The sequence below is a fragment of the Pseudoduganella sp. jia 9 genome (genome assembly GCF_055502615.1).
The window spans coordinates 205,479-232,020 of sequence record NZ_JBUPWE010000001.1 but is presented as its reverse complement, the minus strand read 5'-3'; the positions used below and the strand labels follow the sequence as shown (position 1 = coordinate 232,020).

Annotated in this window: 27 protein-coding genes; 16 read left to right on the top strand and 11 right to left on the bottom strand. The window is 65.2% G+C overall.

Annotated features, from left to right (window positions below):
- Positions 1 to 82 precede the first annotated feature (82 nt).
- The gene (locus tag ACY34H_RS01075; RefSeq protein ID WP_464975628.1) at positions 83 to 727 is read left to right on the top strand and encodes an SRPBCC family protein; all 645 of its coding nucleotides are present in this window, start codon (positions 83 to 85) and stop codon (positions 725 to 727) included.
- Between the two features lie 14 nt (positions 728 to 741).
- Here ACY34H_RS01075 and ACY34H_RS01070 read toward each other — a convergent pair whose 3' ends face one another.
- The 8 genes from ACY34H_RS01070 to ACY34H_RS01035 all read right to left on the bottom strand — a co-directional run bounded on the left by ACY34H_RS01070 (position 742) and on the right by ACY34H_RS01035 (position 7,681).
- Complete coding sequence (locus tag ACY34H_RS01070; protein ID WP_464975627.1) at positions 742 to 1,194, bottom strand: hypothetical protein; 453 nt, start codon at positions 1,192 to 1,194, stop codon at positions 742 to 744.
- Between the two features lie 17 nt (positions 1,195 to 1,211).
- Positions 1,212 to 1,676, bottom strand: coding sequence for a DUF2721 domain-containing protein (locus ACY34H_RS01065; RefSeq protein ID WP_464975626.1), 465 nt, complete (start codon positions 1,674 to 1,676; stop codon positions 1,212 to 1,214).
- A 91-nt stretch (positions 1,677 to 1,767) separates the two neighbouring features.
- Complete coding sequence (pip, locus tag ACY34H_RS01060) at positions 1,768 to 2,721, bottom strand: prolyl aminopeptidase (protein ID WP_464975625.1); 954 nt, start codon at positions 2,719 to 2,721, stop codon at positions 1,768 to 1,770.
- A 10-nt stretch (positions 2,722 to 2,731) separates the two neighbouring features.
- Complete coding sequence (locus tag ACY34H_RS01055; protein ID WP_464975624.1) at positions 2,732 to 4,033, bottom strand: amino acid deaminase; 1,302 nt, start codon at positions 4,031 to 4,033, stop codon at positions 2,732 to 2,734.
- Between the two features lie 97 nt (positions 4,034 to 4,130).
- A complete protein-coding gene (gene phbB / locus ACY34H_RS01050; protein ID WP_464975623.1) occupies positions 4,131 to 4,871 on the bottom strand; it encodes an acetoacetyl-CoA reductase in 741 nt (246 codons plus the stop codon).
- A 77-nt stretch (positions 4,872 to 4,948) separates the two neighbouring features.
- Entirely contained in the window at positions 4,949 to 6,127 is a 1,179-nt protein-coding gene (locus ACY34H_RS01045) for an acetyl-CoA C-acetyltransferase (RefSeq protein ID WP_464975622.1), read from the bottom strand.
- Between the two features lie 58 nt (positions 6,128 to 6,185).
- Entirely contained in the window at positions 6,186 to 6,638 is a 453-nt protein-coding gene (gene phaP, locus ACY34H_RS01040; protein ID WP_464975621.1) for a TIGR01841 family phasin, read from the bottom strand.
- Positions 6,639 to 6,772: 134 nt separating this feature from the next.
- Positions 6,773 to 7,681 carry a LysR family transcriptional regulator gene (locus ACY34H_RS01035; RefSeq protein ID WP_464975620.1) on the bottom strand — a complete coding sequence of 303 codons (909 nt, stop codon included), beginning with the start codon at positions 7,679 to 7,681 and terminating at the stop codon, positions 6,773 to 6,775.
- Between the two features lie 352 nt (positions 7,682 to 8,033).
- Here ACY34H_RS01035 and minC point away from each other — a divergent pair, with 352 nt between their 5' ends.
- From minC to minE, 3 genes are all read left to right on the top strand, one after another.
- The gene (gene minC / locus ACY34H_RS01030) at positions 8,034 to 8,774 is read left to right on the top strand and encodes a septum site-determining protein MinC (protein ID WP_464975619.1); all 741 of its coding nucleotides are present in this window, start codon (positions 8,034 to 8,036) and stop codon (positions 8,772 to 8,774) included.
- Positions 8,775 to 8,837: 63 nt separating this feature from the next.
- On the top strand, positions 8,838 to 9,653 hold the full coding sequence (gene minD, locus ACY34H_RS01025) for a septum site-determining protein MinD (protein WP_464975618.1): 816 nt from the start codon (positions 8,838 to 8,840) through the stop codon (positions 9,651 to 9,653).
- Positions 9,654 to 9,905 (top strand): cell division topological specificity factor MinE, encoded by a 252-nt coding sequence (minE, locus tag ACY34H_RS01020; protein WP_131148321.1) that lies wholly within the window; start codon positions 9,654 to 9,656, stop codon positions 9,903 to 9,905.
- Between the two features lie 83 nt (positions 9,906 to 9,988).
- Here minE and ACY34H_RS01015 read toward each other — a convergent pair whose 3' ends face one another.
- Positions 9,989 to 10,480 carry a hypothetical protein gene (locus tag ACY34H_RS01015; RefSeq protein ID WP_464975617.1) on the bottom strand — a complete coding sequence of 164 codons (492 nt, stop codon included), beginning with the start codon at positions 10,478 to 10,480 and terminating at the stop codon, positions 9,989 to 9,991.
- Positions 10,481 to 10,681: 201 nt separating this feature from the next.
- Here ACY34H_RS01015 and ACY34H_RS01010 point away from each other — a divergent pair, with 201 nt between their 5' ends.
- From ACY34H_RS01010 to ACY34H_RS00970, 9 genes are all read left to right on the top strand, one after another.
- Entirely contained in the window at positions 10,682 to 11,371 is a 690-nt protein-coding gene (locus ACY34H_RS01010; RefSeq protein WP_464975616.1) for a response regulator transcription factor, read from the top strand.
- 125 nt (positions 11,372 to 11,496) lie between these two features.
- A complete protein-coding gene (hemA, locus tag ACY34H_RS01005) occupies positions 11,497 to 12,771 on the top strand; it encodes a glutamyl-tRNA reductase (protein WP_464975615.1) in 1,275 nt (424 codons plus the stop codon).
- A gap of 68 nt (positions 12,772 to 12,839) precedes the next feature.
- Complete coding sequence (gene prfA / locus ACY34H_RS01000; RefSeq protein WP_464975614.1) at positions 12,840 to 13,916, top strand: peptide chain release factor 1; 1,077 nt, start codon at positions 12,840 to 12,842, stop codon at positions 13,914 to 13,916.
- 119 nt (positions 13,917 to 14,035) lie between these two features.
- Positions 14,036 to 14,509: a disulfide bond formation protein B gene (locus ACY34H_RS00995; protein WP_464975613.1), complete on the top strand. Its 474-nt coding sequence runs from the start codon at positions 14,036 to 14,038 to the stop codon at positions 14,507 to 14,509.
- Complete coding sequence (gene prmC, locus ACY34H_RS00990) at positions 14,506 to 15,339, top strand: peptide chain release factor N(5)-glutamine methyltransferase (protein WP_464975612.1); 834 nt, start codon at positions 14,506 to 14,508, stop codon at positions 15,337 to 15,339. Before ACY34H_RS00995 ends, prmC begins: the two co-directional genes overlap by 4 nt.
- A gap of 154 nt (positions 15,340 to 15,493) precedes the next feature.
- Positions 15,494 to 17,095 (top strand): glutamate--cysteine ligase, encoded by a 1,602-nt coding sequence (gshA, locus tag ACY34H_RS00985; RefSeq protein ID WP_464975611.1) that lies wholly within the window; start codon positions 15,494 to 15,496, stop codon positions 17,093 to 17,095.
- A 27-nt stretch (positions 17,096 to 17,122) separates the two neighbouring features.
- A complete protein-coding gene (locus ACY34H_RS00980; RefSeq protein ID WP_464975610.1) occupies positions 17,123 to 18,166 on the top strand; it encodes a histone deacetylase family protein in 1,044 nt (347 codons plus the stop codon).
- Between the two features lie 168 nt (positions 18,167 to 18,334).
- The gene (locus ACY34H_RS00975) at positions 18,335 to 18,760 is read left to right on the top strand and encodes an organic hydroperoxide resistance protein (protein WP_464975609.1); all 426 of its coding nucleotides are present in this window, start codon (positions 18,335 to 18,337) and stop codon (positions 18,758 to 18,760) included.
- 55 nt (positions 18,761 to 18,815) lie between these two features.
- The gene (locus tag ACY34H_RS00970) at positions 18,816 to 19,268 is read left to right on the top strand and encodes a GNAT family N-acetyltransferase (RefSeq protein WP_464975608.1); all 453 of its coding nucleotides are present in this window, start codon (positions 18,816 to 18,818) and stop codon (positions 19,266 to 19,268) included.
- Positions 19,269 to 19,314: 46 nt separating this feature from the next.
- Here the strand turns inward: ACY34H_RS00970 and ACY34H_RS00965 are convergent, their stop codons facing one another.
- Entirely contained in the window at positions 19,315 to 20,538 is a 1,224-nt protein-coding gene (locus ACY34H_RS00965) for a sensor histidine kinase (protein ID WP_464975607.1), read from the bottom strand.
- On the bottom strand, positions 20,528 to 21,922 hold the full coding sequence (locus ACY34H_RS00960) for a sigma-54-dependent transcriptional regulator (RefSeq protein WP_464975606.1): 1,395 nt from the start codon (positions 21,920 to 21,922) through the stop codon (positions 20,528 to 20,530). The genes ACY34H_RS00965 and ACY34H_RS00960 overlap by 11 nt, the downstream gene beginning before the upstream one ends.
- A gap of 208 nt (positions 21,923 to 22,130) precedes the next feature.
- Between ACY34H_RS00960 and ACY34H_RS00955 the strand changes: the two genes are divergently transcribed.
- From ACY34H_RS00955 to ACY34H_RS00945, 3 genes are read left to right on the top strand one after another with little or no spacing between them, the layout of a single operon-like run.
- Positions 22,131 to 23,408: an efflux RND transporter periplasmic adaptor subunit gene (locus ACY34H_RS00955; RefSeq protein WP_464975605.1), complete on the top strand. Its 1,278-nt coding sequence runs from the start codon at positions 22,131 to 22,133 to the stop codon at positions 23,406 to 23,408.
- A gap of 42 nt (positions 23,409 to 23,450) precedes the next feature.
- Positions 23,451 to 24,131: an ABC transporter ATP-binding protein gene (locus ACY34H_RS00950; RefSeq protein WP_464975604.1), complete on the top strand. Its 681-nt coding sequence runs from the start codon at positions 23,451 to 23,453 to the stop codon at positions 24,129 to 24,131.
- Entirely contained in the window at positions 24,128 to 26,542 is a 2,415-nt protein-coding gene (locus ACY34H_RS00945) for an ABC transporter permease (RefSeq protein WP_464975603.1), read from the top strand. Before ACY34H_RS00950 ends, ACY34H_RS00945 begins: the two co-directional genes overlap by 4 nt.

Sequence of the window (26,542 nt, the reverse complement as noted above, 5' to 3'; positions counted from 1 at the left end):
TGTGGCGTGCGCTCGGTGCGCCAGCGAACCGTACGCTTGCAGCGCGCTTGTGTTCCGCTGCCTGTTACCGTACGCTGGAACCATGAGGCAACTGTTGCTGCTATTGTTGTTAGGGTGGAGTGCTCCCGCGCTGGTGTTCGCGCAGGGGCAACGCACCGACGCGCCCAAGCTGCAGGTCGCAGTCAAGCGCATCACCCAGGATGCGCTGCACATGTACGAGATCGATGCCAGCGGCACCGTGCAGGCGCCGCTGCCGGTCGTCTGGCGCATCCTGACCGGCTACGACCGGATGGAGGAATTCGTGCCGGACCTGGTGTCGTGCCGCGTGCTGTCACGCAATGGCAATGAAGTCATCATCGAGCAGTTCGGCAATGCCCGCTTCCTGTTCATGTCCCGCTCGATCCACCTGATCGTGCGCGCGACCGAACAACCGATGTCGTCGATCGACATCGCGCTCATTTCCGGCGACATGAAGCACTATGAATCGCGCTGGGAACTGGTGCCGGTGCCGGAAACGGGCGGCACGAAGATACTCTACACGGGCCGCATGATGCCCAACTTCTACGTGCCGGGCATCCTCGGCACCAACATCATCCGCGGCGACATCGAGCGCATGATGGGTGCCGTGCTGGCACGGCTCGACAAGGGCATCGCACCGCGCGCGCTGCCCTCGGCGGCCACGGACATCGCCCGTACCGGCGCGGCCGTGCAGCCGGCGCCGCGCTGAACCTGGCGGGTCGCTCAGGCAGGATACTGGTCGCGCGTGCGCACTTCGGCGAAATTCTCCAGGCTGCCGATGCGGATCACCACCGGGTTCATGCTCGCTTGCGCGTGCATCGGCCGCCAGGCGAATTTCCACTCCTGCTCCGCGGCATCCTGGGCGGCCATCGTGAATGCAGAACCCAGCCGCGCGCGGCTGCCGTACTCGACAGCGCCGTCGATGCCGGCCCAGTTCGGCAGCGTGCGCTGCACGGCACGGTGCACGCGTTCGCCGAATTCTTCGGTGTTATGAATGACGAGACAGGCATCGGCGCCGAAATGGTCGAACAGGTCGCTGCTCCAGGCTTGCGAGAACGACAGCGTGAGAAACCCGGCATCGGGCCGCAGCACGAAGTGGCCCTGGCTGAGTGCCTGGTCCAGTTCGTTGCGAGGGCCATAGCGGTGCAGGGTCGGGGGGCGTTGGTAGTCGTGCATGGGTTTGTGCCTAAATATTATTTCGGGACTGGCTCGTCGGCCTTGGGCGCGCGGCGCACATGGCGCATCGCGCGCATCGCCGACGATGCAATGAAGATCTCGCGCAGCAGCGCGCCGAAGCTGGCGATCAGGCAGCCCACCGACAGCGCGAACAGGCCGGCAATATACTTGTCGAGCGTGACGTCGGTGGTATCGCCCACGAACAGCAGGGCGATCACGATGCCGACGAACAGGCCGCACAAGGTGGACAGGGTGATCGCCATGTTGATGTAGTGCGAGCGGCGGTACAGCACGTCCAGCTCGGTCAGGTAGTTGTCGTTGTAGGCGATGTCGAGGCGGTCCTCGAGCACACGCGAGCGGTCGATGATGCGCGCCAGGCGGTTGATCAGCACCATCAGGGCGGTGCACACGCCGTTCAGCAGGAATACCGGTGCGATCGCCAATTGAATGATGTGTCCGATATCGCCCAGCTGAATGTTCATTGCCATATTATTATGTTTTCTCTGCGGGAACACGCGCCCGCTCCAGGCGCAAGTGTAGCAGGGCCGCCGCGCGGCGGCGAAGGCTGTCAGGTCAAAATCGTCCGAAGCGGCGGAACGCTTCGGTGGCCGCCACCAGCTCGCGGCTGATGCCCGCCTCCATCGCCCCGTGGCCGGCATCCGGCACCATTTTCACGACCGAGCCCGGCCAGTGCCTGTGCAGCCGCCAGGCGGTGACCGGCGGGCAGATCACGTCGTAGCGCCCCTGCACGATCACGGCAGGCAAGTGCGCGATGCGCTCCACGTTCTTCAGCAACTGGTCGTCTTCGAAGAAGCCGAGGTTCGCCATGTAGTGCGCTTCCAGCCGGCCCAGCCCCAGATCCAGCGCATCGCACGAAGGCTCTTCCGGTTGCGGCATCAGGAAGACGCGGCGTCCTTCGAACCGGCTCCACCCCCGTACCGCCGGCCAGTAGACGTCCGGGTCGGCATCCATGATGCGCCGGTAGTAGGCCTGCAGCAGGTCGCTGCGTTCTTCGGCCGGGATCGCCATCGCGAACTCCTCGTGGATCTCCGGATGGAACCACTGGGCACCGTCGATGAACCAGCCGATTTCCCGCGCCGTGCACAGGAAGATCCCGCGCAGCACGAATCCGAGGCAGCGTTCCGGGTGAGCCTGGCCATAGGCCAGCGCCAGCGTCGAGCCCCACGAGCCGCCGAACACCAGCCACTGGTCGATACCCATCAGCTCGCGCAACTGCTCCATGTCCGACACCAGCAGTTGCGTGGTGTTGTCGCGCGTTTCGCCCAGCGGCGTCGACTGGCCGGCGCCGCGCTGGTCGAACAGGATCACGCGGTAATGGCGTGGATCGAAGAAGCGCCGATGCTGCGCGGACAAGCCGGCGCCCGGCCCGCCATGCAGGAAAATCACGGGAATGCCCTGCGGATTGCCCACCTCTTCCCAATAGATCGTGTGCAGCGCGTCGACCTGCAGCATGCCGGTGCGCAGAGGTTGAACGGGCGGGAACAGGTACGGGGATGGATCGGGCATGTGGAATCTTTCAGAAAAGCGTGTTGATGGCTCGCTGCACATTGTAATCGTCGTCGACGAGCAACAGCACGGACCACTTGTCGAACGTCGTGCACGGATGCGAGATGCCGCAGCCGACGAGGTCGCCCACGCGCAGGCCGGCATCCTCCGGCAGGCGCAAATACGCATGCTGGTCGTTCATCCTGTCGATCCGCGCACCGTCCGGCAGGGCGACCGGGCCATCGCCCGGCCGGTACGCCAGCAGCGCATGGGGCAAGCCCAGGTCGTACGATGCATCGCGCTTGCCCATCGACAGTATCGCCAGTCCAGGTTCCGGCCGCGACAGCACCACGCTCCATACCTCGAGCGCCGGCCGCAGGCCTTCGGCCAGGCCCTCGCGGACGTCCAGTTCGGACGTCAGCTCCAGGTAGTGGCCGTGATCGCTGGTCAGGTAGCAACCGCTGCGCAATACCGGCAACACCGGGCGCGACAAGCCCTGGACCGCACCGAACGCACGGGCCACCAGGTCGAAATACGATGAGCCGCCAGCGGTCAGCAGGATGTGCGGCGCGCCGAACAGCCCTTCCCCGTCGAGCTGCCGCGCCAGGTCCGTCATCCGGTCAAGGAAGCTGTTGACGCGCTCCAGATCGGCGGCCCGATCGTCGCTGACCAGCAATCCTTCGTAGCCCTCGATACCGGCCAGTTGCAATCCGGGCGCTGCCGCGATCATGCGTGCCAGCTCCAGCGCATCGTCGAGGGTGCGGCAGCCGGTGCGCTTGCCGGCGATGCCCAATTCCAATAACAGCGGCAGCGGGCGTCCGATGCCGGCGTCGACCGCGGCCGTGGACAGCCGCCGCACGCCCTCGGCCGAATCGGCCAGCACGAACAATTCAAAGGAGGGGTCCCCGCGCAGCAGCGCCAGCAGCGCACGGATATCGGCCGGGGCCACCAGCTCGTTGGCGAGCAGCACGCGGCGCACGCCGCAGCGCGCCGCGGCCAGCACCTGCGGCATCGTCGCCAGCGTCATGCCCCACGCGCCATTGGCCAGCTGGGCGCCGAACAATTGCGGGCTCATCGTCGTTTTGCCGTGCGGCGCCAGCACCACGCCGTAGCGCGCGCAAAAAGCGCGCATCCAGTCGAGGTTGTGCAGCAGGCTGGACGTCTTCAGTACGGCGACCGGAAAGCTGGTATCGGCCGCGAGAACGTTCCAGCGCTGCATTCCGATCATATGCTGCCGCAACGGCTCGGTGATCGGCAGGCCCTTGGTTCCGGGCAGCAGGGATTGTTCTTCGAGTTCAGCCAGTTGCAGGCCGCCGTCGGGCAGGATGGTCATGCGCGATTCCTCAAAAGCATCGGGGACAGGCACCTGGCCCGGGCTCTCGCCCGACACCAGATACCTGTCCCCGGATAAAGCACCGGATAGCGGCAGCTTACGACATGTGCTGGCCGCCATTGATGGCGATGTTGGCGCCGGTCACGAAGGCAGCTTCGTCGGATGCCAGGTAGGCAACCAGGCCAGCCACTTCATCCGGCTTGCCCAGGCGACCCATCGGGATCTGCGGCAGGATCTTCGAATCCAGCACGTCCTGCGGAATCTCGGTCACCATCTTGGTGCCGATGTAGCCCGGCGAGATGGTGTTTACCGTTACGCCCTTGCGCGCCACTTCCAGCGCCAGCGCCTTGGTGAAGCCATGTACGCCCGCCTTCGCCGCCGAATAGTTGGTCTGGCCGAATGCCCCCTTCTGGCCGTTGACGGACGAGATGTTGATGATCCGGCCCCAGCCGCGTTCGACCATGCCGTCGGCAACCGGTTTCGTCATGTTGAACACGGAATCCAGGTTCGTGCGCAGCACGGCATCCCAGTTCACCTTGTCCATCTTCTTGAACGTCATGTCGCGGGTGATGCCCGCATTGTTGACCAGCACGTCGACCGGGCCGATGTCGCGGGTAACCGCGGCAACGCACGCCTGTGCCGACTCATAGTCGCCCACGTCGGCCGGGTAGGCGGCGAAGCTGTAACCCTTCTCCTTCATTTCGTCCAGCCAGCCCTGGTACTTCGTGTTGTTGGGGGAATACGTGGTTACTACCTTGTAGCCCAGTGCGACCAGCTTGATGCAGATTGCTTCGCCCAGACCACCCATGCCGCCCGTTACCAATGCAACTCGTGCCATATGTCATCCCCTCTAGTTAGCGTATTCCACTCACAAAATCAAAGGGCCACTGCATATGTGGCCCTTTACAGCTCTTCTTATTCGCGTTCGACGGCCAGCGCCACGCCCATGCCGCCGCCGATGCACAGCGAGGCCAGGCCTTTCTTCGCGTCGCGGCGCACCATCTCGTGCAGCAGCGTCACCAGGATGCGGGCGCCGGAAGCGCCGATCGGGTGACCGATGGCGATCGCGCCGCCGTTCACATTGATCTTGCTGGTATCCCAGCCCATTTCCTGGTTGACGGCGCAAGCCTGCGCGGCGAACGCTTCATTGATTTCCAGCAGGTCCAGGTCTTGCGGTGACCAGCCTGCCTTCTTCAGTGCCAGCGTGCTGGCCGGTACCGGGCCCATGCCCATGTAGGCCGGATCCAGGCCGGACGAGGCATAAGCCTTGACGCGTGCCAGCGGCGTCAGGCCCAGTTCCTTGGCCTTCGAAGCGGACATCATCACCACGGCGGCCGCGCCATCGTTGAGGCCGGAGGCGTTACCGGCGGTAACGCTACCCTCCTTGTTGAAGGCCGGACGCAGGCCCTGCAGGCCTTCGATCGTGGAACCGGCCTTGATGTATTCGTCGCTGTCGAACACGATCGTGCCCTTCTTCTGCGCGATCTCCAGCGGCAGGATTTCATCCTTGAACTTGCCTTCCTTCTGCGCCGTTTCCGCCTTCAGCTGCGATTGCAGCGCGAATTCGTCCTGCTGGGTGCGCGAGATTTCATACTTCTTCGCAACGTTCTCGGCAGTGATACCCATGTGATACTGGTTGTACACATCCCACAGGCCATCGACGATCATCGTGTCCGTCATCTTCACGTCGCCCATGCGGAAACCGTCGCGCGAACCGTTCAGCACGTGCGGCGAAGCACTCATGTTTTCCTGGCCGCCGGCAATCACGATCTCCGAGTCGCCAGCCTTGATGGCCTGCGCCGCCAGGAACGTGGCCTTCAGGCCGCTGCCGCACACCTTGTTGATCGTGTAGCCGGGAATCGCGTTCGGCAAGCCGGACTTGATCACTGCCTGGCGGCCCGGGTTCTGGCCTACGCCGGCCGTCAGTACCTGGCCCAGGATGACTTCGCTCACCAGGTTCGGATCGATGCCGGTCTGCGCCAGCAGGCCCTTGATCACATGCGCACCCAGATCGGCCGCAGGGATCTTGGCCAGGCTGCCGCCGAATTTTCCGACCGCGGTACGGGCCGCGGCAACGATGACTACGTCTTCCATGTACTTTCTCCAGTTCACTGACCCACAGTCAGCAGGGTTGTCGAAGCGCTACTACATTTCATTCTATCGGGTTGCGAGGCAAGCCACCAGCAAAGTCGCGGCTGAGCTCGCCTATACGGTGCTGGGCCGCGTTAGCCACTCCCGCTACCTGGCGGCCATACCGCTGAGCACGTTCCAACGCTTGCTGGGATTGCGATGCCGTCAGGCAGACCAGGTCGCGCGGTTCACGCACGAACAACAGGCCATTCGATGCGGCATTGGCTGCCGCGATTCCGTCGCGCGTGGCATGCACGTTCAGCGCGACCAGGCTGGCGCCGCTTTCAAAGGCGGCCTGCACCAGGGCATTGCAGCCAGCCAGTTGCGATTCGGCGAAGTCGCGGGTGACATTGACCAGATCGCTTGGGAACGCGGGCGCGAAAGCGCTGGGGAAGCTGGTCGGAAAAGCGCTCGACATGGCGGTCGGCAGCGCGGCTGGCCACTCACTGAACAACTGCGGAGGAAGCATGAACATGGAACGTCCTTTCGAAAACGGCTGAGCGGACGAATCTCGGCAAATTTGGCTGGGCAAAAAAGCTGAGATTGCGCAAAGGCTTTCATGCTAATTGGCAGAGCTGGCTAGTTGTTTGATAAATATCAAACTCTGCGTTATGAGAGCAATTTAATACCGTCCAGCGATGCGGCGCACTGCTCGCGGATCACCTTCACGAAATCCGCCACATAGGCCTTTTGCCGCAGGGCTTCCGGGACCGACACGTAGAGCTCGCTCCACAATCCCTTGTCGCCGACCGGCCGCGCGACGACGTAATCGTAATCGACATAGTTTCTGATCGCCCAGTTCGGCAGTGCCGCAATCCCGCGGCGGCTGGCGACCAGTTGCAGGATGGCCACCGTCAGCTCGGCCGTACGGCGGCTGAACGTCACGCCGGCCGGGCGCAGCACCTCGCGGATCAGGTCGATGCGCTGTTCCGGCACAGGATAGGTGATCAGCGTTTCGCTTTCGAAATCGGTGGCGGCAAGGCGGCGCTGGCTGGCCAGCCGGTGCTTCTGCGCCATCAAGGCCAGGATTTCAAAGCGAAACAGCGGGAATGTCGCGTACTGGGTGCCATAGTCGGAACCGATGACGAGATCGGCGTTTCCGGCCCGCAGCAGGTCCACCGGCTCGCTGTGAAATCCCGATACCAGGTCGATTTCCACCTCGGGCCAGCGCTTGCGGAATTCATCCATCACGGGCATCAGCCAGTCGAAACACGTATGGCATTCCAGCGCCACCCGCAACTGGCCCTGGTCTCCCTGCATCAGCCGGACCACGTCGCGCTCGGCCAGCTCGATTTCCGGCAGCAGCATGTCGGCCAGCCGCAGCAGTCGCGCCCCGGTGGCGGTAAAGCCGATCGGCACCGATTTGCGTTCGAACAGCGGCCCGCCGTAGCGGTCTTCCAGCAGCTTGATCTGGTGCGATAGCGCCGATTGCGTGAGGTTCAACAGTTGGGCAGCGCGTACCAGGCTTCCCGCGGAGCGCAGCGCAGCAAGCGTGCGCAAATGACGGATCTCCAGCATATTCAATGAATAATTTTCATGTTAAACCGCGAAATATCTCGTTCCGCTTATGGAAGCAGTGTCGCACACTCTACTTCACGAATATTTAACTCTTGTGACATGAATAACATTCCTCGTCCATCCCGCTTCCCGCATCGGCCCCCGCCGCAGCCGAAAGAGCCCGGGAATGCTGGCGGGCGCAGCGAACTGGCGGTCTTTGCAACTGGCCGGCAATACAGCGGAGGCTGAGCGGCTCAGGCCGCATGAATGCTGGGCCGGGAAGGTGTTCGGTACGTGAAAATGCCTCACCAATAATTGTTTTTTGACAGTAAAATGCTCGGGCCCGGGCCAGCCCGAACCATTTACTGTCGTCATGTCCAAAAGCCCGTTTCAAAAGCCCATCGAAATCAAGATTTCCACCGTTGTCGCCGTTTCCGCGATCCTGCACACGTCCGACCGCATTGCTCTCGACGCCGCCCTGCGGGGCATGACGGGTGGCGTAGCGGACTTTTTCGAAGGCGACCTGGCCGTCATCGACGTGGGTGACCTGGCACCGGGGTCCGAACGCATCGACTGGGCCGGCACGCTCGCACTGCTGAAGAAGTACCGCCTCAATCCGGTGGCCGTGCGCAATGCCCGGCCGGACATGGTGGAAGAAATCCAGGCCCACGGCCTGTCGATCGATACTGGCAAGCGCGACGATGCCGGTGCCGCTTCCGCCGCAGCTTCTGCTCCTGCACCCGCCCCCGCCCCCGCGCCCGCGCCTGCCGCACCCGCCAACACGGGCACGATCATCATCGATACGCCGGTGCGTGCGGGCCAGCGCATCTATGCGCGCGGTGGCGACCTGATCGTGATGGCGGTCGTGAACAACGGCGCCGAGATCATTGCCGACGGCAGCATCCATGTTTACAACACCTTGAACGGGCGCGCCCTGGCCGGCGCTTCCGGCGACGCGAGCGCGCGCATCTTCGCCCTGTCGATGTCGCCTGAACTGGTGTCGATCGCCGGTGTTTACCGCACGTTCGAGGATGGTTTCCCCGCCGGACAGGCCAAGCAGCCTGCACAAATCAGGCTCAGTGGCGACAAACTGGATATACAATCTGTCAATTAAAGCAATTCAACAGGCATGCGTGCGCGCCCCCGCGCCTGAGCTTTCACACTAAAAGGATTATTCGTGGCAAGAATTATTGTTGTAACGTCCGGCAAGGGCGGTGTCGGCAAGACGACTTCCAGCGCCAGCTTTTCCACGGGTCTCGCAATGCGCGGCCACAAGACCGCCGTGATCGATTTCGACGTGGGCCTGCGCAATCTCGACCTGATCATGGGTTGCGAGCGCCGCGTCGTGTATGACCTGATCAATGTGATCAACAAGGAAGCCTCGCTGCCGCAGGCACTGATCAAGGACAAGCACTGCGACAACCTGTTCATCCTGCCGGCTTCGCAGACGCGCGACAAGGATGCGCTGTCGGAAGACGGCGTCGAACGCGTGCTGGCCGAAATCATCGACATGGGCTTCGAATACATCATCTGCGATTCGCCGGCCGGTATCGAGCACGGCGCGCTGATGGCGCTGACCTTTGCCGACGAAGCCATCGTGGTGACGAATCCGGAAGTCTCGTCGGTCCGCGATTCCGACCGTATCCTCGGCATCCTGCAGGCCAAGTCGCGCCGCGCGCAGTCGGGCGGCGAACCGGTCAAGGAACACCTGCTGATTACCCGCTACTCGCCGAAGCGGGTGGAAGCCGGCGAAATGCTGAGCTACACGGACGTGCAGGAAATCCTGCGCATCCCGCTGCTGGGCATCGTTCCGGAATCGGAACAGGTGCTGCACGCATCGAACCAGGGCAATCCTGCGATCCACTTCAAGGGCACGGACGTGGCGGAAGCCTATGAAGACGTGATCGCCCGCTTCCTCGGCGAAACCCGGCCGCTGCGTTTTACGGACTATGAAAAGCCGGGATTGTTCAAGCGTATCTTTGGAGGAAAGTAAATGGCACTGCTATCTTTCCTGTTTCCCAGCAAGCCGAAAACGGCCAATGCCGCGAAAGAGCGACTGCAGATCATCATCGCACGCGAACGCAATGGCCGCAGCGGCCCCGACTTCCTGCCCGCGCTGCACAAGGAACTGATCGAGGTGATCTCGAAATACACGAAAGTAAACGCCGACGACATCAAGATCTCGCTGGACCGCCAGGGCAACCTGGAAGTGCTCGACGTTAACGTCGTGCTGCCGGACGCGTAACCGCAACTGTTTTAAGCAACGGCCGTCGACTCGCAGGCGGCTGCCCGCACGGGCAGCTCCCTGCGAGCAACGGCCCTGCAGCGTCACCTCCGCTTCGCCGCCAGTAATTCCTCCACCACTTTCGCGCATGCATCCACATGCTGGTAGCCTATCTGGCGAAATGCGAAAAACCCGATCGCCGCCGAGGCTACATGCCCCGCCAGCGGAACGATCTTCGATGCCTGCTTCGCCACCATTTTCTTGCCGCTCTTCGCCAGCAGCTTGAACAGGAGGTCGCGCGTGATCAGCTTGCCCACCATCATGCCGCCGACGCTGACGGCCGCCTCGTAGGCGATCATCCGGTACTTCGGCTGCAGCCGTTCGATCTGCGCGGGTGTCAGGCCGAACGCCGCATTTACTTCCTCGATCAGCTCGGTGAACATTTTCATGTCGGTCACGATATCGACACCCGGAATCGGCACCGCGGAGATGCCGGCCGCCAATGCGGCGCGGCGTCGCACGAGCCGCCGGCAACGCTCCCGCACCTCGGCAATATTATCTGAAGAATAAGGCAACAATTCCCAGCCGCTGTCCACGAATCTGTCTCCTAAAAAGTTGCCAAACAAAAAAGTTCATTGAAAACGGCGTTTAACCAGTGTACCGTGTACCGCAGTTACGGCTCGCACGGACCTGTATGTCTTTCGAGAAATTGTTAGTCAGATTAGTAACTATTTTTGTAAATCCTGTTATATTCGCAGTGACCAAGCCTCACCTCCGCTCTTTAACTCCCAGATAAGATGAGAATCGTAGTCCTTGACAATGACCGAAGCCAGACCGACCTGATTTCCCAGGTGCTGACTTCCGCCGGCCACGTCTGCCACGCTTTCCAGACAGGCAAGGAACTGCTCGGCCAGCTGCGCAAGGACAGCTACGACATGCTGATCTTCGACTGGCAGGTTGCCGATATGGGGGGCGCGGAGCTGATGCGCAAGGCGCGCGAGAAGCTCAACGACAACGCGCCGATCATGTTCCTGACCACCAGTTCCGGCGAAGACGACATCGTCTCCGGCCTCGATGCCGGCGCCGACGATTACATGATCAAGCCACTGCGCCGCAGCGAAATGGTGGCCCGCGTGCAGGCGCTGTTGCGCCGCGCCTTCCCGGCGCAGAACGGCGCCGAACAGCTGACGTTCGGCCAATATGTCTTTGAAACCCGTCCGGGCCGGCTGTTAATGGATGGACATGTGCTGGATGTCACGCACAAGGAGTTTTACCTGGCGCTGCTGTTTTTCCGCAACATTGGCCGCCCACTGTCACGCGCCTATATTCATGAGGCGGTATGGATACGCGAAACCGAGGTTCCCTCCCGCACGATGGATACCCACGTGTCGCGCGTACGGAATAAACTCCAGCTAAAACCAGAAAATGGTTTCCGCTTGGTACCTGTCTATAGCTACGGCTATCGCCTGGAAAAACTCGGCAATTGACCTTTAAAATTCGGCAACAATGACCGGCTGGGACGATTTGTCCCATTCCCGCCGGCCGGGCCGGGCGCAGCCGATTGCCGTACATCAGGCTATAATTAAAGCCTACGTCCTTGATTTTTCTGGAAATGCAACTCCTTGCCGTCGGCCTCAACCACACAACAGCTCCGGTCGCCCTGCGCGAACGGCTGGCGTTCGCGCCCGATCAGCTGGGGTCGGCCGTGCGTGCGGCACGCAACTGGTTCCAGCGTCTCGACGGCCGCGGCAGTGACGAGGCGGCCATCCTGTCCACCTGCAACCGTACCGAACTGTATGCGGCCAGCGGCGCCGCCAACCCGCTCGACGCCGGTGCGCATTTCCTCGCCGATTTCCACCAGCTGAATTATTCCGAACTGCGCCCGCACTTATACATGCTGCCGCAGCACGAAGCGGTGCGCCACACGTTCCGTGTCGCGTCCGGCCTCGATTCGATGGTGCTGGGCGAAACGCAGATCCTCGGGCAGATCAAGGATGCCATTCGCACTGCCGATGCAGCAGGCGGCCTCGGCACCTACCTGCACCAGCTGTTCCAGCGCAGTTTCTCCGTTGCAAAGGAAGTGCGCAGCACCACCGAGATCGGCGCGCACAGCGTGTCGATGGCGGCGGCGTCCGTGCGGCTGTCACAGCGCATCTTCGACAAGCTTTCCGAACAGAACGTGCTGTTCATCGGCGCCGGCGAGATGATCGACCTGTGCGCCACCCACTTCGCGGCGCAGAACCCGAAGTCGATCACGGTGGCCAACCGCACGCTGGAGCGCGGCGAGCTGCTGGCGCACCGCTTCAACGGCAAGGCGGTCCGGCTGGCAGACCTGCAAACGCAGCTGCACCAGTACGACATCCTGATCTCGTCCACCGCCTCGTCGCTGCCACTGATCGGGCTGGGCATGGTCGAGCGCGCGATCAAGGCGCGGCGCCACAAGCCAATGTTCATGGTCGACCTGGCGGTGCCACGCGATATCGAACCGGAAGTGGGCCGCCTGAACGACGTGTTCCTGTATACGGTTGACGACCTCGGCAAGGTCGTGCAGGCCGGTATCGAAAACCGGCAGGCCGCCGTGGCGCAGGCCGAGGCGATCATTGAAACGCGCGTGCAATCGTTCATGCACTGGGTCGACGACCGCGCGGTGGTGCCGGTGATCCAGGGCTTGCAGGAAAATGGCGAGGCAATCCGCCTGGCCGAACTCGACCGCGCCCGCAGGCTGCTGGCCAAGGGTGAAGACGTCGAGGCGGTGCTCGAAGCGCTGTCGAAAGGCCTGACGGCCAAGTTCATGCACGGCCCGCAACAGGCGCTGCACCGCGCCCAGGGCGCCGAACGCGCCCAGCTGGCCGAACTGCTGCCCCAGCTGTTCCGCGGCCGCCGTTAGCGGCCCTACTCCTCATTTCGCCGCCGCACCGGTTCCGGTGCGATGACTACCCATACAAGAACGAGACCATGAAACCATCAATGCTGGCCAAGCTGGACCAACTCGCCAACCGCCTCGTGGAGCTGGACGAACTGCTGATGTCCGAAGGCGCCACCGCCAACATGGACAGCTACCGCAAGATGACCCGCGAGCATGCCGAACTGGGCCCGCTGGTCGCGCTGTACAAGGATTACCTTGGGGTACAGGGCGACATGGAAGAAGCGCAGCAAATGCTGGGCGACCCGGACATGAAGGATTTCGCCCAGGAAGAAATCGAAGCCGGCAAGGCCCGTCTCGCCGGCCTGGAACTGGACCTGCAGAAAATGCTGCTGCCGAAGGATGCCAACGACGAGCGCAACATCTTCCTGGAAATCCGCGCCGGCACCGGTGGCGACGAATCGGCACTGTTTGCCGGCGACCTGCTGCGCATGTATACCCGCTTCGCCGAACGCAGCCGGTGGCAGGTGGAAATCGTCTCGGCATCGGAAAGCGACCTGGGCGGCTACCGGGAAGTGATCGCCCGCATTGTCGGCAATGGCGCCTACTCGAAACTGAAATTCGAATCCGGCGGCCACCGCGTGCAGCGCGTGCCTGCCACCGAAACGCAGGGCCGCATCCACACGTCCGCCTGCACGGTCGCCGTGATGCCCGAAGCGGATGAAGTGGAAGACGTGCACATCAACCCGGCCGACCTGCGCATCGACACCTACCGTGCCTCCGGTGCGGGCGGCCAGCACATCAACAAGACCGACTCGGCCGTGCGCATCACGCACCTGCCGAGTGGCATCGTCGTCGAGTGCCAGGACGACCGCTCGCAGCACAAGAACAAGGCGTCGGCCATGAAAGTGCTGGCCGCCCGCATCAAGGACGTGCAGCTGCGCGAGCAGCAGTCGAAGGAAGCCGCCACCCGCAAGAGCCTGATCGGCAGTGGCGACCGCAGCGAACGCATCCGCACCTACAACTTCCCGCAAGGCCGGATGACGGACCACCGCATCAACCTCACGCTGTACAAGCTCGACATGATCATGGATGGCGACCTGACCGAACTGACGACGGCGCTGTCCGCCGAGCACCAGGCCGAACAGCTGGCCGCGCTGGGCGACTGAACCATGCCGGGCATCGATACCGGGAAGGCGCGGTACGCAGGCTTGAACATGCCAGCTGAAACCGCCGCGCCGCTTTGTGCGAGAATTGGCGCCTTCACATTCGAGCAACATTACCCACGATGAAATCGCCGAGCCCGCGCACCGTTCTCCTGTCCACCGCCGCCGTTTGCCTGATGGTGGTCGCCGTCGCGCTGTACCTGCAGCACGTAAAGGACATGCTGCCCTGCCCGCTGTGCGTGATCCAGCGCTACCTGTTCCTTGCCGTGGCGATCGGCTGCCTGATCGGCGCGTTCGGCCGCAAGCCGAAGGCCGGCGCGGCGATCGGCCTGGCCGCGGCCGTCGGCGGCCTGGGCGTCGCCGGCAAGCATCTGTATGTGCTGGCCAATCCCGGCTTCTCGTGCGGCATCGATCCGATGACGACCGCGCTCAACAAGATCCCCACGGCCACCTACCTGCCCTGGCTGTTCGAGGCCGATGGCCTGTGCGAGAAGGCCGAGATATTCATCGGCCTGTCGGTACCGCAGTGGTCCGCCGTCTGGTTCGCCATCCTGGCGGCGACGATGATCTGGGTGCTGGCACGCCGGCAGGCATGAGCATTCTGGTCGCATCCGGTACCACGCTGGCGGCACTGCAGCGCATGGCGCTGCTCGACCCCGTCGACCAGCGCATCCTGCTGTGCCATGCGCTCGGCATCAGCCGTACCGCACTGATCACGCAGTCCGACCGCGCGCTGACCGATGACGAAGCGGCCCGCGTGTCGGCCGTGCTGCAACGCCGGATCGCCGGCGAACCGGTGGCGTACATCGTTGGCAGGCGCGAATTCTATGGACTCGATTTCGCGGTCGGTCCCGACGTGCTGATTCCCCGCCCCGAAACGGAACTGCTGGTCGAGCTGGCGCTGGAACGTCTGCCGCCGCACGGCCGCGTGCTGGACATGGGCACCGGCAGCGGGGCGATCGCCGTCGCCATCGCCCATGCCCGTCCGGATGCACAGGTGACGGCGCTCGACGTCATCCCCGCCGCCATCGCCATCGCGCAGCGCAACGCCGAACTGAACGACGTGACCGTGCGCTTCCTGCACAGCGACTGGTTCGCCGCCATCGCCGGCACCACGTTCGACCTGATCGTCTCCAACCCGCCCTATATCGCCGCCGGCGACCGGCACCTGTCCGAAGGCGACCTGCGCTTCGAACCCGCCGGCGCACTGACGGACCATGCGGACGGCCTGTCGGCGCTGCGCACCATCGTCGACGGCGCCCCGGCGTATCTGGCGCCGCAGGGCTGGCTGCTGATGGAACATGGCTACGACCAGTCCGCGGCCGTGCAGGCGCTGCTGTCTTCCCGATGTTATGCCGAAGTGCAAAGCTGGCACGACCTGGCCGGCATCGCCCGCGTGACCGGCGGACGCCCCGCTCCGGCCTGAGTTAGCCACCGCCCCGAACTGCCGATATCGCTTTGCTAGAATCCGCGAATGGTGCCTGGAACCGGGCACGTTCGGGGGGCCGGAGTACGTGTTTTCACAATTTCGGTTACTCTCGCACCAATATTTTGGTCTGATGCACAGAAAGGAAAGCCAATTGTCCAATCTACTGACGCGCCGCCTGGCCCTGCTGGCCGAGGAACGGCACCGCGACGTGCTGCGGGGCGGCTTGCGTGGCATCGAACGGGAAACGCTGCGGGTGCAGCCGGACGGCCACCTGGCGCGCACGCCGCATCCGGCCGGCTGGGGCTCGGCGCTGACGCATCCCGAAATCACCACCGATTACGCGGAAACGCTGGCCGAGTTCATTACGCCGGCCGAAAACGACATCGCCACCACGCTGGACAAGCTGGACGGCATCCACCGTTTTGCCTATAGCAAGCTGGGCAACGAACTGCTGTGGAGCGAATCGATGCCCTGCCAGTTGCCGGCCGAACAAGACATCCAGATCGCCTGGTACGGCAAATCGAACCTGGGCATGCTGAAGCATGTGTACCGCCGCGGCCTGGCGCTGCGCTATGGCAAAGCCATGCAGTGCATCGCCGGCATCCACTATAACTACTCGCTCGACGAGCGCCTGTGGCGCATCCTGGCCGAGCACGAGCACGAGCGCGCCGGGAAACCGCTCACGGCGGTGGCATACCAGTCCGAAGCCTACCTGTCGCTGATCCGCAATTTCCGCCGCAACAGCTGGCTGCTGATGTACCTGTTCGGCACGTCGCCCGCGCTGAACAGCAGTTTCCTGCGCGGCCGCCCGCACAAGCTGGAAACCCTGTCGGCCGACACCTTGTACCTGCCGTACGCCACCAGCCTGCGCATGAGCGACCTGGGTTACCAGAACGATGCCCAGTCCGGCCTGAGCCCCCATGAGAACAGCCTCGACAGCTATGTGGCCACGCTGACCCGCGCGGTGAACCAGCCCTACGAGCCGTACCAGAAGATCGGCACCCACGATGCCAACGGCGAATGGCAACAGCTGTCCACCAATGTGATCCAGATCGAAAACGAGTACTACTCCACGATCCGGCCAAAGCGCGTGATCCGCACCGGCGAGCGCCCGATCCAGGCGCTGTGCAACCGCGGCGTGCAATACATCGAGGTGCGCTGCCTCGACGTGGACCCGTTCGAACCGGTCGGCGTGGGCCTGGCGACCGGCCGCTTCCTCGACGCCTTCCTGCTGTATTGCGCGCTCGAGGAAAGCCCGGCGATTGCCGAACAAGAAGGTGAAGTCCTGGCCCGCAACTTCGCCCGCACGGTGAAGGAAGGCCGCCGCCCGGGCCTGGCGCTGACACGCGATGGCCAGGAAATCACGCTGCGTGCCTGGGGCAACGAGCTGCTCGAACGGATCCGCCCTGCCGCCGAACTGCTTGATGCGCTGCGCGGCGATACGCAGCATGCGGACGCGCTGGCACAGCAGGCCCCCAAGCTGGCGGATCCGGAGCTCACCCCTTCGGCCGCCGTGCTGCGCGAACTGGCAGGGCACGGCAATTCGTTTGCCGCATTCGGCCTCGCCCAAAGCAAAAAGCACGCGGCATACTTCCGCGCCCAGCCGCCCACCGCGGAACAGGAAGCGCACTTCGCCGCGCTGGCCGCCACGTCGGTGGCCGAGCAGGCCGAACTGGAGCGCACGCAGACCGGCAGCTTCGACGACTACGTGAAAGCCTACCGTGCCAGCAACCTGTGTCCCAACCACGCCTGACGCCGCAGCCCATCTTCCGTCACTGCCGTGCTGACCTTCTTTAACGAACAGCACGGCCAACTACGGCCCCGGCATGAACTCGTGCAAGGGCATCCCGCCCCAGGACGCGACACGCCCGAGCGCATCGACGGCGTCCTCGCCGAACTGGGGCGGCGCGGGCTCGGGCGCATCGTCACGCCGCACGGCGTGCCGCTGATGTCGCTCGAGCGCGTGCACACGCCGCGCTACCTGCATTTCCTGCGCACCGCCTGGAGCGCATGGATCGCCCGTTCCCCGGACCATGCCCACCGGGATGCGTTTGCTTCGCAGTGGCCTGTGCGCGGCATGCGCGCCGACATCGAGCCGGACGACTTCGGTGCCCGCCTCGGCCTGTACTCGATCGACACCACCACGCCGCTGACCGCAGGCACGTGGGTGGCGGCGAAAACGGGTGCCGATTGCGCCGTCAACGCGGCGCACGCGCTGCGCGTCGGCGAGCGCGGCAGTTTCGCGCTGACCCGCCCTCCCGGCCACCATGCCGGCGCCGATTTCTTCGGCGGCGGCTGCTACCTGAACAATGCCGCGCTGGCCGCCCAGCACCTGCTCGACGATGGCTTGCAGCGCGTGGCAGTGCTCGACGTCGATTACCACCATGGCAGCGGCACCCAGGGCATTTTCTACGACCGGCCGGACGTGCTGTGCCTGTCGATCCATGCCGAACCGCGCCAGGCCTATCCGTTCTACAGCGGGCATGCCGACGAGACCGGCGGCGGCGCCGGCCATGGCTACAACGTCAACCTGCCGCTGCCGGTGGGCAGCAACGCGCAGGCATGGTTCACGGCACTGGAAACGGCGTGCGTGCGGCTGTCGATGTACCGGCCGGAAGCACTCGTGGTCGCACTGGGCGCCAACACCTTCCAGGGCGAGCCGCATGGCGGCTTCGGCCTCGGCGGTGGCGATTACCTGCGGCTCGGCGAACGGCTGGCCTGGCTGAACTTGCCGACCTGTTTCGTGTTCGAAGGCGGCAGCCCGCTGCGCGAACTGGGCATCAATATCGTCAACGCGCTGGAAGGATTCGAGACCGCATTGTGATGTCACGACAAATTCATAATAAATCGCTTGCTATTTAATCGCCGACTACTTATAGTGTGTACATGGACGACGCAAACAGCGTCCCAGGCAGTAGAGAAACCTTCGATATGCACGCTGAAAATAGTGCGCTATTGAATCGAAAATTACCTAACTGAAAGGAACCGCATCATGTCGATCGAAAAAGTCCTGTACCGTGCCAATGCCAAATCCACCGGTGGTCGCGAAGGCCGTTCCGTGTCCAGCGATGGCGTGCTGGACGTCAAGCTGACCACGCCGAAGGAACTGGGCGGTAACGGCGCCGAAGGCACCAACCCGGAACAGCTGTTCGCCGCCGGCTACTCGGCCTGCTTCCTGGGCGCCATGAAATTCGTCGGTGGCCGCGACAAGATCGCCGTGCCGGCCGATACGTCGATCGACGCCACCGTCGGCATCGGCCCGATCCCGACCGGTTTCGGCATCGAAGTCGAACTGAAGATCTCGCTGCCGGGCCTGGACCGCGAAACGGCCGAGAAACTGGTGCAGGCCGCGCACATCGTCTGCCCGTACTCGAACGCGACCCGCGGCAACATCGACGTCACGCTGACGGTCGTCTAACGGCACCTCGCCAGCCACTGCCTTTACAATGCCCGCTTTATCCGGGGACATTGAAATGATCGAATGGCAGTGGCTGGAGTTTGAAAGCATCCCGCGCGGGGACCTGTACGAAGTGCTGCGCCAGCGGCAGGAAGTCTTCGTGCTGGAACAGACCTGCCTGTACCCCGACATCGACGGCCACGACCAGGCCGCCCACCACCTGATGGCCTGGCAGACGATCGACGGCGCACGCCGCCTGGTTGCCTACCTGCGCTGCCTCGCCCCTGGCGCCAAGTACACCGAAATGTCCCTGGGCCGCATTCTCACCCCCGCCATCGCGCGCGGCACCGGCATCGGCCGGCAGCTCGTCGCCGAAGGCATCCGCCGCGCCGAACTGCAGCACCCCGGCCACCGCATCCGCATCGGCGCCCAGCAGCGCCTGGAACAGTTCTACCAAAGCTTCGGCTTCACCACCATCAGCGCCCCCTACGACGAAGACGGCATCCCGCACATCGACATGCTGCGCTGAAATATTTCCAAAATTCGGGGTCTGACCCCGGTTTTTGGCAACTTTGCTAGAAACTGACGATGAACCGGGCGCCGTTGCTGACCGAGCGGGCGTAGCGGACGGTGCCGCCGTTGCCGTGCACGAGCTGCCGTACCATCGCCAGGCCGATGCCGCGGCCCTGCTTTTTCGTCGAGAAGAATGGCGTGAAGATGTGGGGCGCGAGGTCGACGGGTACGCCGGGGCCGTTGTCGCAGACTTCGATGCGCAGCCGTCCACCCCGCCCCAGGCGCGCGACGATGGTGGCGCGCGGTGATGCCACCTGCTCGGTGGCCTCGGACGCGTTTTTCAGCAGGTTGATCAGCGCCTGTTCCAGTTGCCCCGGATCGACCACCACTTCCAGCGAGGCCGGTTCGACGGAGAATTCGGCGCTGCCGCCCCGTGCCTGCCAGCGCGGCCCGACGAGTGCCGCCAGCCGCGCGAACAGCCGCCCCAGGTGTACCCGCTCGGGCTGCGCCTGCGGCAGCGTCGACAGGCTGCGGTAGCTCGACACGAAGTCGACCAGGCTGGCGGCGCGCCGGGCAATCGCATCGAGCGCGGTGGACAGGTCTTCGGCGGCATCGGCCGGCAAGTCCGCCGACAGCTCGTCCAGCAGGTCGTGCGCGGTGCGCGACAGCGAGGCGACCGGCGTCAGCGAATTCATGATCTCGTGCGTCAGCACGTGCACGAGTTGCCGCCACGCGTTGAGCGCTTCCGCTTCCAGCTGGCTCTCGACCGGCATCAGCGCCACCAGCCGCTGCGCGTGACCCTGCACCGTCATCGAGGAAACGGCCACCATCGCCCGCTCCAGCCCGCGCTCGGTGTCGAAGCTGACCAGGCGCCGCTCATCGGGCGGCTGCGCGGCCAGCAGTTCGTACAGCGTCGCCGGCTCGCTGGCCCGCCCCGGCGCCACCAGCCGCCGCGCATTCGCATTGACCGGCGCGACGGTATCCGGTCCGGCCATGCCATCGATACGGAACAAGGCGATCGGCGCATGTTCGAGCCGTGCTTCCAGCGCCAGCATCGATGCCGACGCCGGCCATGCAGCGACGGGCACCGGCAATTCGGGTTGCGCCACCGGCAGCCGCAACGCCCCCAGGCAGCGCCACAACACCGTGGTGGCCGCAACGGCCGCCAGCCCGCACAGCACCAGCAGGCGCGGCGAATCCGTGACCGTCGCCGCGCAGGCGCCGAGCCCGGCCAGCGCGGCCGCACCGGTCACCACGCCGAGGCGCAGGGCCCGCTCAGATGCCATGCTTGTCGAGCTTGCGGTACAGCGCCGCGCGCGAAACCCCCAGCATGCGCGCGGCATGGCTGATGTTGCCCTGCGCCTGCGCCAGCGCAGCGGCAATCGCCTCGCGCTCCAGCGACGACAGCGTGGCCTCCTCGCGCACGGCATTGGCCACTGCCGCCACTGGCACCAGTGGCACCACTGGCGCCGCTGGTACCACCGCTGCCAGTGCCGGCATCGCGACGGCGGCCAGTCCGAAATCGTCGATGCGGTATTCCGCATGTGCACCCAGGATCACGGCCCGCTCGCAGGCATGGCGCAGCGCCCGCACATTGCCCGGCCACGCATGCATGCACAGCGCGTCCACCGCGCCCGGCGCGATCGCCCGCGCCGGCCTGCCATACTGTGCCTCGTACAAGGCCAGGTAGTGGCGCGCCAGCAGCGGCACGTCGTCGCGCCGCTCGCGCAGCGGCGGCACGCGCACCACGATGGTATTGAGCCGGAACAGCAGGTCGGCGCGGAACACGCCAGGGTCGAACAGCCGGGCCTCATCGAGGTTGGTGGCGCTGACGATGCGTACGTCCACGCTTTCGGGGCGGTCGGCGCCGATCGGCGTCACCTCGCGCCGCTCCAGCGCCGTCAGCAGCTTGGCCTGCGCGGCCAGCGGCATGTTGCCGATCTCGTCGAGAAACAGCGTGCCGCCGCGCGCGGCCTGGAAACGCCCCGCGCGGTCGGCCTTCGCATCGGTAAACGAGCCCTTGCGATGGCCGAACAATTCGCTCTCGAACGTCGATTCCGGCAACGCGCCCATGTCCACGGAAAGAAACGTGCCCGCGGCGCGCCGCGATTGCACGTGCAGCGCGCGCGCCACCAGCTCCTTGCCGACGCCGTTCTCGCCCAGCACCATCACGTTGGCCTCGGTGGGCGCCACGCCGGCGATCATCGCGCGCACCGCCTGCATCGGCGCCGAATCGCCCATCAGCGCGGACGCGCCGTGCGGCACCACCCCGGCCGCGGGCCGCCGCAGCGCCAGCGCCGCGTCGACGGCCGCCACCAGCCGCGCGTTATCCCACGGCTTGGTGATGAAGTCGGTGGCGCCGCGCTTCAATGCCTCCACCGCCAGCGGCACGTCGGCATAGGCGGTGAGCGCGATCACCGCCGGCGGTTGCGGCTGGCGGCGCAACACGTCCAGCGCGGCCAGGCCTTCGGCGCCGTCGGTGCGGCCCGGCGTGAAATTAAAGTCGAGCAGCACCACGTCGGGGACGCCGCGGGCCAGCATGCCGTCCAGCTGCGCCGGGTCGTGCAGCACCGCCACCTCGCTGTAGCGGCGGCGCAGCAGCATGCGCGCCGCATAGGCCACGTCGGCATCGTCGTCGAGGATCAGGACGCGGGCGGTGGAATCGGGCATGGGATTGAGCATCGAAACGAAGACTCGGCACGGTTGGGATCGGGGCATTCTAGCAGCAGCATTCGCGCGGTGGACAAGGCTTTTGCGAGCTGTCCGGAAGCGGACACCACACCTTGTCCGCTTCCGGCCAGAACCCCGGCGGAACGCGCCGAAAGAGGCCTGGAAACAGGCCTGGCACATGCCTTGCAGTGGGGAGGTCATGCACATCATGCCCCCATCCCCCAACAAGACGGCAAGCGGCGCCGCGATGGATACCATCGTGCCCCGCCGCCGCGGCCGCGCCATTGCGCTGGCGTTCGCCGGCGCACTGGCGGTGCTGGCCGCCGGCGTCGCGATCTGGCACTGGATGCCGCGCGGCCTGCAGGTCGATGGCGCCGACCTGCGCATCGTCACCGTCGAACGGGGCATCTTCCGCGACGACATCGCCGTGCGCGCGAATGCCGAGCCGCTGACCGCCGTGATGCTCGATTCGGTCGAATCGGGGCGCATCGAGGAAGTGCATGCGCGCGACGGCGACCTGGTCGACAAGGGCCAGTTGCTGTTCCGTATTTCGAACCCGCAGCGCAACCTGGAACTGCTGGCGCGCCAGTCCGAATACGCGCAGCAGATTTCAAACCTGTCGACCCTGCGCGTGGCCGAGCAAAGCAACCGCACCGAACGCCAGCGCCGGCTGGACGACCTGTCGTTCGCGCTGGAACAGGCGCAAAAAAGCCTGGCGCGCACCGAGCGGCTGGCCAGCCAGGGGTATGTTTCGGCCGTGGCGCTGGAAGAGGTGCGCGACCGGCGCGACAAGTCGCAGCGCGCGCTGGCACTCGAACAGCACAGCATCGAAGCGGAAGACAAGGTGCGCGGCAATGCGCTCGGCCGCCTGGAGCAAACGATCACCGGCCTGGCCACCGGCCTGCGGCTGGTCGAACAGACCGTCGACGCGCTGGCCGTGCGCGCGCCCGTGGCCGGCCGGCTCACCGACTTCCGCCTGCAGGTGGGCGAATCGATCGTCACCGGCAAGCGGGTCGGCCGCATCGACGATCCGCAGCGCTTCAAGCTGTCCGCGCTGGTCGACGAGTATTACCTGAACCGCGTCTCGGTCGGCCGCATCGGCGTGGTCACGCAGGATGGCCGGCGCTATCCGGTCAAGGTCGGTACCGTGTACCCGCAGATCAAGGAAGGCCGCTTCACGGCCGAGCTGCTGTTCACCGAAGGCCAGCCGGTGCTGAGCCCCGGCCAGAGCCTGGACGCGCAGATCACGCTGGGCGAGCCGGGTCCGGCCTTGCTGCTGCCGAACGGCGCCTTCGTGGCCGATTCCGGCGCGGCCTGGGTCTATGTCTTCACCGATGCGATCCATGCCGAACGCCGCGCGATCCGCACCGGCCGCCGCAACAACGCACAGATCGAGGTGCTGTCGGGCCTCGCGCCGGGCGAGCGCGTCATCGTTTCCGGCTACGCGGCCTTCGGCAATTCAGCCAGGCTGCAGCTCAACCAGTAAACACTTTGCAGTAATCTTGCCACTCTCATCAAAGGAAATCCCATGCTCAAACTGTCAGGCGTCAGCAAGATCCACGTGGCCGGAGAAGTACAGACCACCGCCCTCGACCGCATCGACCTCGATATCGACGCCGGCGAATACGTGGCGATCACCGGCCCCTCGGGCTGCGGCAAGTCCACGCTGCTGTCGGTACTGGGCCTGCTCGACGTGCCGAGCAGCGGCGACTACTGGTTCGAGGGCCGCAACGTGTCCGGCTGGAGCGAATCGCGGCTCAACGAATTGCGCCGCGGCCGCATCGGCTTCATTTTCCAGAGCTTCAACCTGATCGAGGAGCTGTCGGTGTTCGAGAACGTGGAACTGGCGCTCGAATACACGGGCATGCCGGCACGCGAACGCAAGGTGAAGGTGGCGGCCATGCTGGACAAGCTGGGCGTGGCGCACCGCGCGAAACACCGGCCGTCGCAACTGTCCGGGGGCCAGCAGCAGCGCGTGGCGATTGCCCGCGCCCTGGTGGCCGGCCCCGCCATCCTGCTGGCCGACGAACCGACCGGCAACCTGGATACGGCGCACGGCGACGACGTGATGCGCCTGCTGCGCACCATCAATGCCGAAGGCACCACGGTCGTGATGGTCACCCACTCGCCGGCCCACGCGGCACAGGCATCACGCACCCTGAACCTGCTGGACGGGCGCATCATCGTCGACGCGCTGCGTGCCGCATGAGGCAACTGCGCCTCGCATGGCGCCAGCTGGCGGCGGAGCCGGGCTATTCGGCCGTCACGATCCTCGGTCTCGCCGCAGGTTTCACCACCTGCTTCACATTGCTGGCCTATGTCGCCTTCGCGTTCAGCTACCACCGCCATGTGCCGGCCGCGCACGAAGTGTATGCACTCAAGCAGTACGTCAACCTGATCAGCAAACCCGGCTGGATGGAAGTCATGCCGCTGCCGCTGCTGGGCGTGGCGGAAAAGAGCGGCATGGCACAGGCAGCCGCGCTGGCCATGCCCGTCGAGACAAGTCTGCGCACGCCGTCCGGCGTGCAGCGGCTGAAGCTGCTGACGGTATCGCCGGGCTACCCGAAGGTGTTCGGCCTGTCGGCCGCCGAAGGCGACCTGGCGCAGGCCCTGGCGCGGCCCGATGCGATCGCGCTGACCTACAGCGCGGCAGTGAAGGCGCTGGGCACCCGCAAGGCGCTGGGCAAGGTGCTGCACATCGACGGCAAGACGCTGGTCGTGGCGGCGCTGCTGGCGGATCCCCCTGCGACGGCGGTCCACCAGTATGAACTCGTCAACAGCCTGGACAGCATCCTGATGCCGCGGGAATACCGCGAGCACATGGAACAGTCGTGGGGCATGATCGCCGGCTACCTGTACGTGCGCCTGGCGCCCGGTGTCGCGCCGGCGGACTTCACGGCCCACATGCAGCACAAGTTCGACCATTCGCCGCTGCTCCGCGAACTGCCGCCCGACCTGCTGCAGAAGCTGGGTTCGCGCAAGATGGTCGACCTGGCCCTGACACCATTGCCCGACCTGTATTTCGACACCAGCCTGGAAGGACGCCCCGGCAGCACGCCGCATGGCGACAAGGCCGTCGTCATCGGCCTGGGCGCGGTCGGCGTGCTGGTGCTGGCGCTGGCGGTGGCGAACTATGTCAACCTGGCCGCCGTGCGCACCACGCGCCGCCAGCCGGAAATCGTGCTGCGCAAGGTGCTGGGCGCCGGTGCATTCCGCCTCGCCGGCCAGTTGATGGCCGAGGCGTTGCTGGTTGCCATGCTGGCCACGGCGCTGGGATTGCTGCTGGCCTGGCTGCTGATGCCCGCCCTGTCGGACGTGCTGGACCGCCCGCTTGGCCAGATGATGTCGCTGGCCACGATCCTGGCGGCACTGGCCGTCGGTGCGGGGACGGGCCTGCTGGCCGGGCTGTACCCGGTATGGATTGCGCTGGACATGCGCCCTGCCACCGTGCTGGCGACGCGCCGGGAAATGGAGCCCCGTGGCGGCCTGTGGCTGCGCCGTGCGCTGACCGTGCTGCAGCTCACCGTGGCGATGGGCCTGACGGCCGCCACGCTGGCCATCGGCTGGCAAGCCCGTTTTGCCAGCTCGGCCAATCCGGGCTTCGACACCGCACCACTGCTCACGGTTGAATTGCCGCGAGGGCTCTGGCAAGGCCCGCAGGGCCTGCAGTACCGGGAAGCATTGCGCCGCCTGCCGCACGTGCAGGGCGTGGCGTTTTCCGAGAATGCCGTGGGCCAGCCGTTCGCCGGCCAGAATGGCCCGGTGCGCCGGCTGGGCGGACGGGACGCCGTGCTCGTGTCGCGCAACGTCTCGGCCGATTTCTTCCAGCTGTACGGCGTGACGGCGGTGGCGGGCCGCACGTTCGACCCGAAGATCGAGCAGGACGCGACCCCGAGCACCGTGATGCTGAACCGGGCCGGCGCGCTGGCGCTGGGATTTCCAAACGCGCAGGCCGCGGTCGGCGAGCTGGTATCGTTCGACCACCTCGGCAAGCAGATGACAGCGCGCGTGATCGGCATCGCACCCGACCTGCGGCATGAATCGCTGCGCGAAAGGCCGCAGCCGATGTTCTACCGGAATGCGCTGGGCGCCACGGTGCTGACGATCCGCACCGATGGCGACCTGCGCGAACTGGAGCGGCAGGCCACCGGCCTGTTCGCCAGGTTCTTCCCAGACGACGTTCCGGTGATGCGCCCGGCGGCCAGCCACTTCGCCCGCAACTATGCGCAGGACCTGCGGCTGGCTTCCCTGCTGGGTGCCGCCAGCCTCGTCGCCATCCTGCTGTCGGCCTTCGGGGTGTACACACTGTCGGCCTACAACGTGCAGCGGCGCGCCCGCGAGATCGTGCTGCGCAAGCTGTACGGTGCCGGCCGTGCCGCCATCGCCAGGCTGCTGGGGCGCGAGTTCGCGGTGCTGCTGGCGCTGGGCGCCGTGATCGGCCTGCCGCCGGCCGCGCTGGCGATCCACGCCTACCTTGCCGCCTTCGTCGAACATGCACCGGTCGGCGGCTGGACGCTGCTGTTCGCTGCCGCCATCGCCGTGCTGGTGGCGGCGCTCGCCACGCTGCGCCACACCATTGCCGCCCTGCGTGCCGCACCGGCCGCCGTGCTGCGCTCCTGA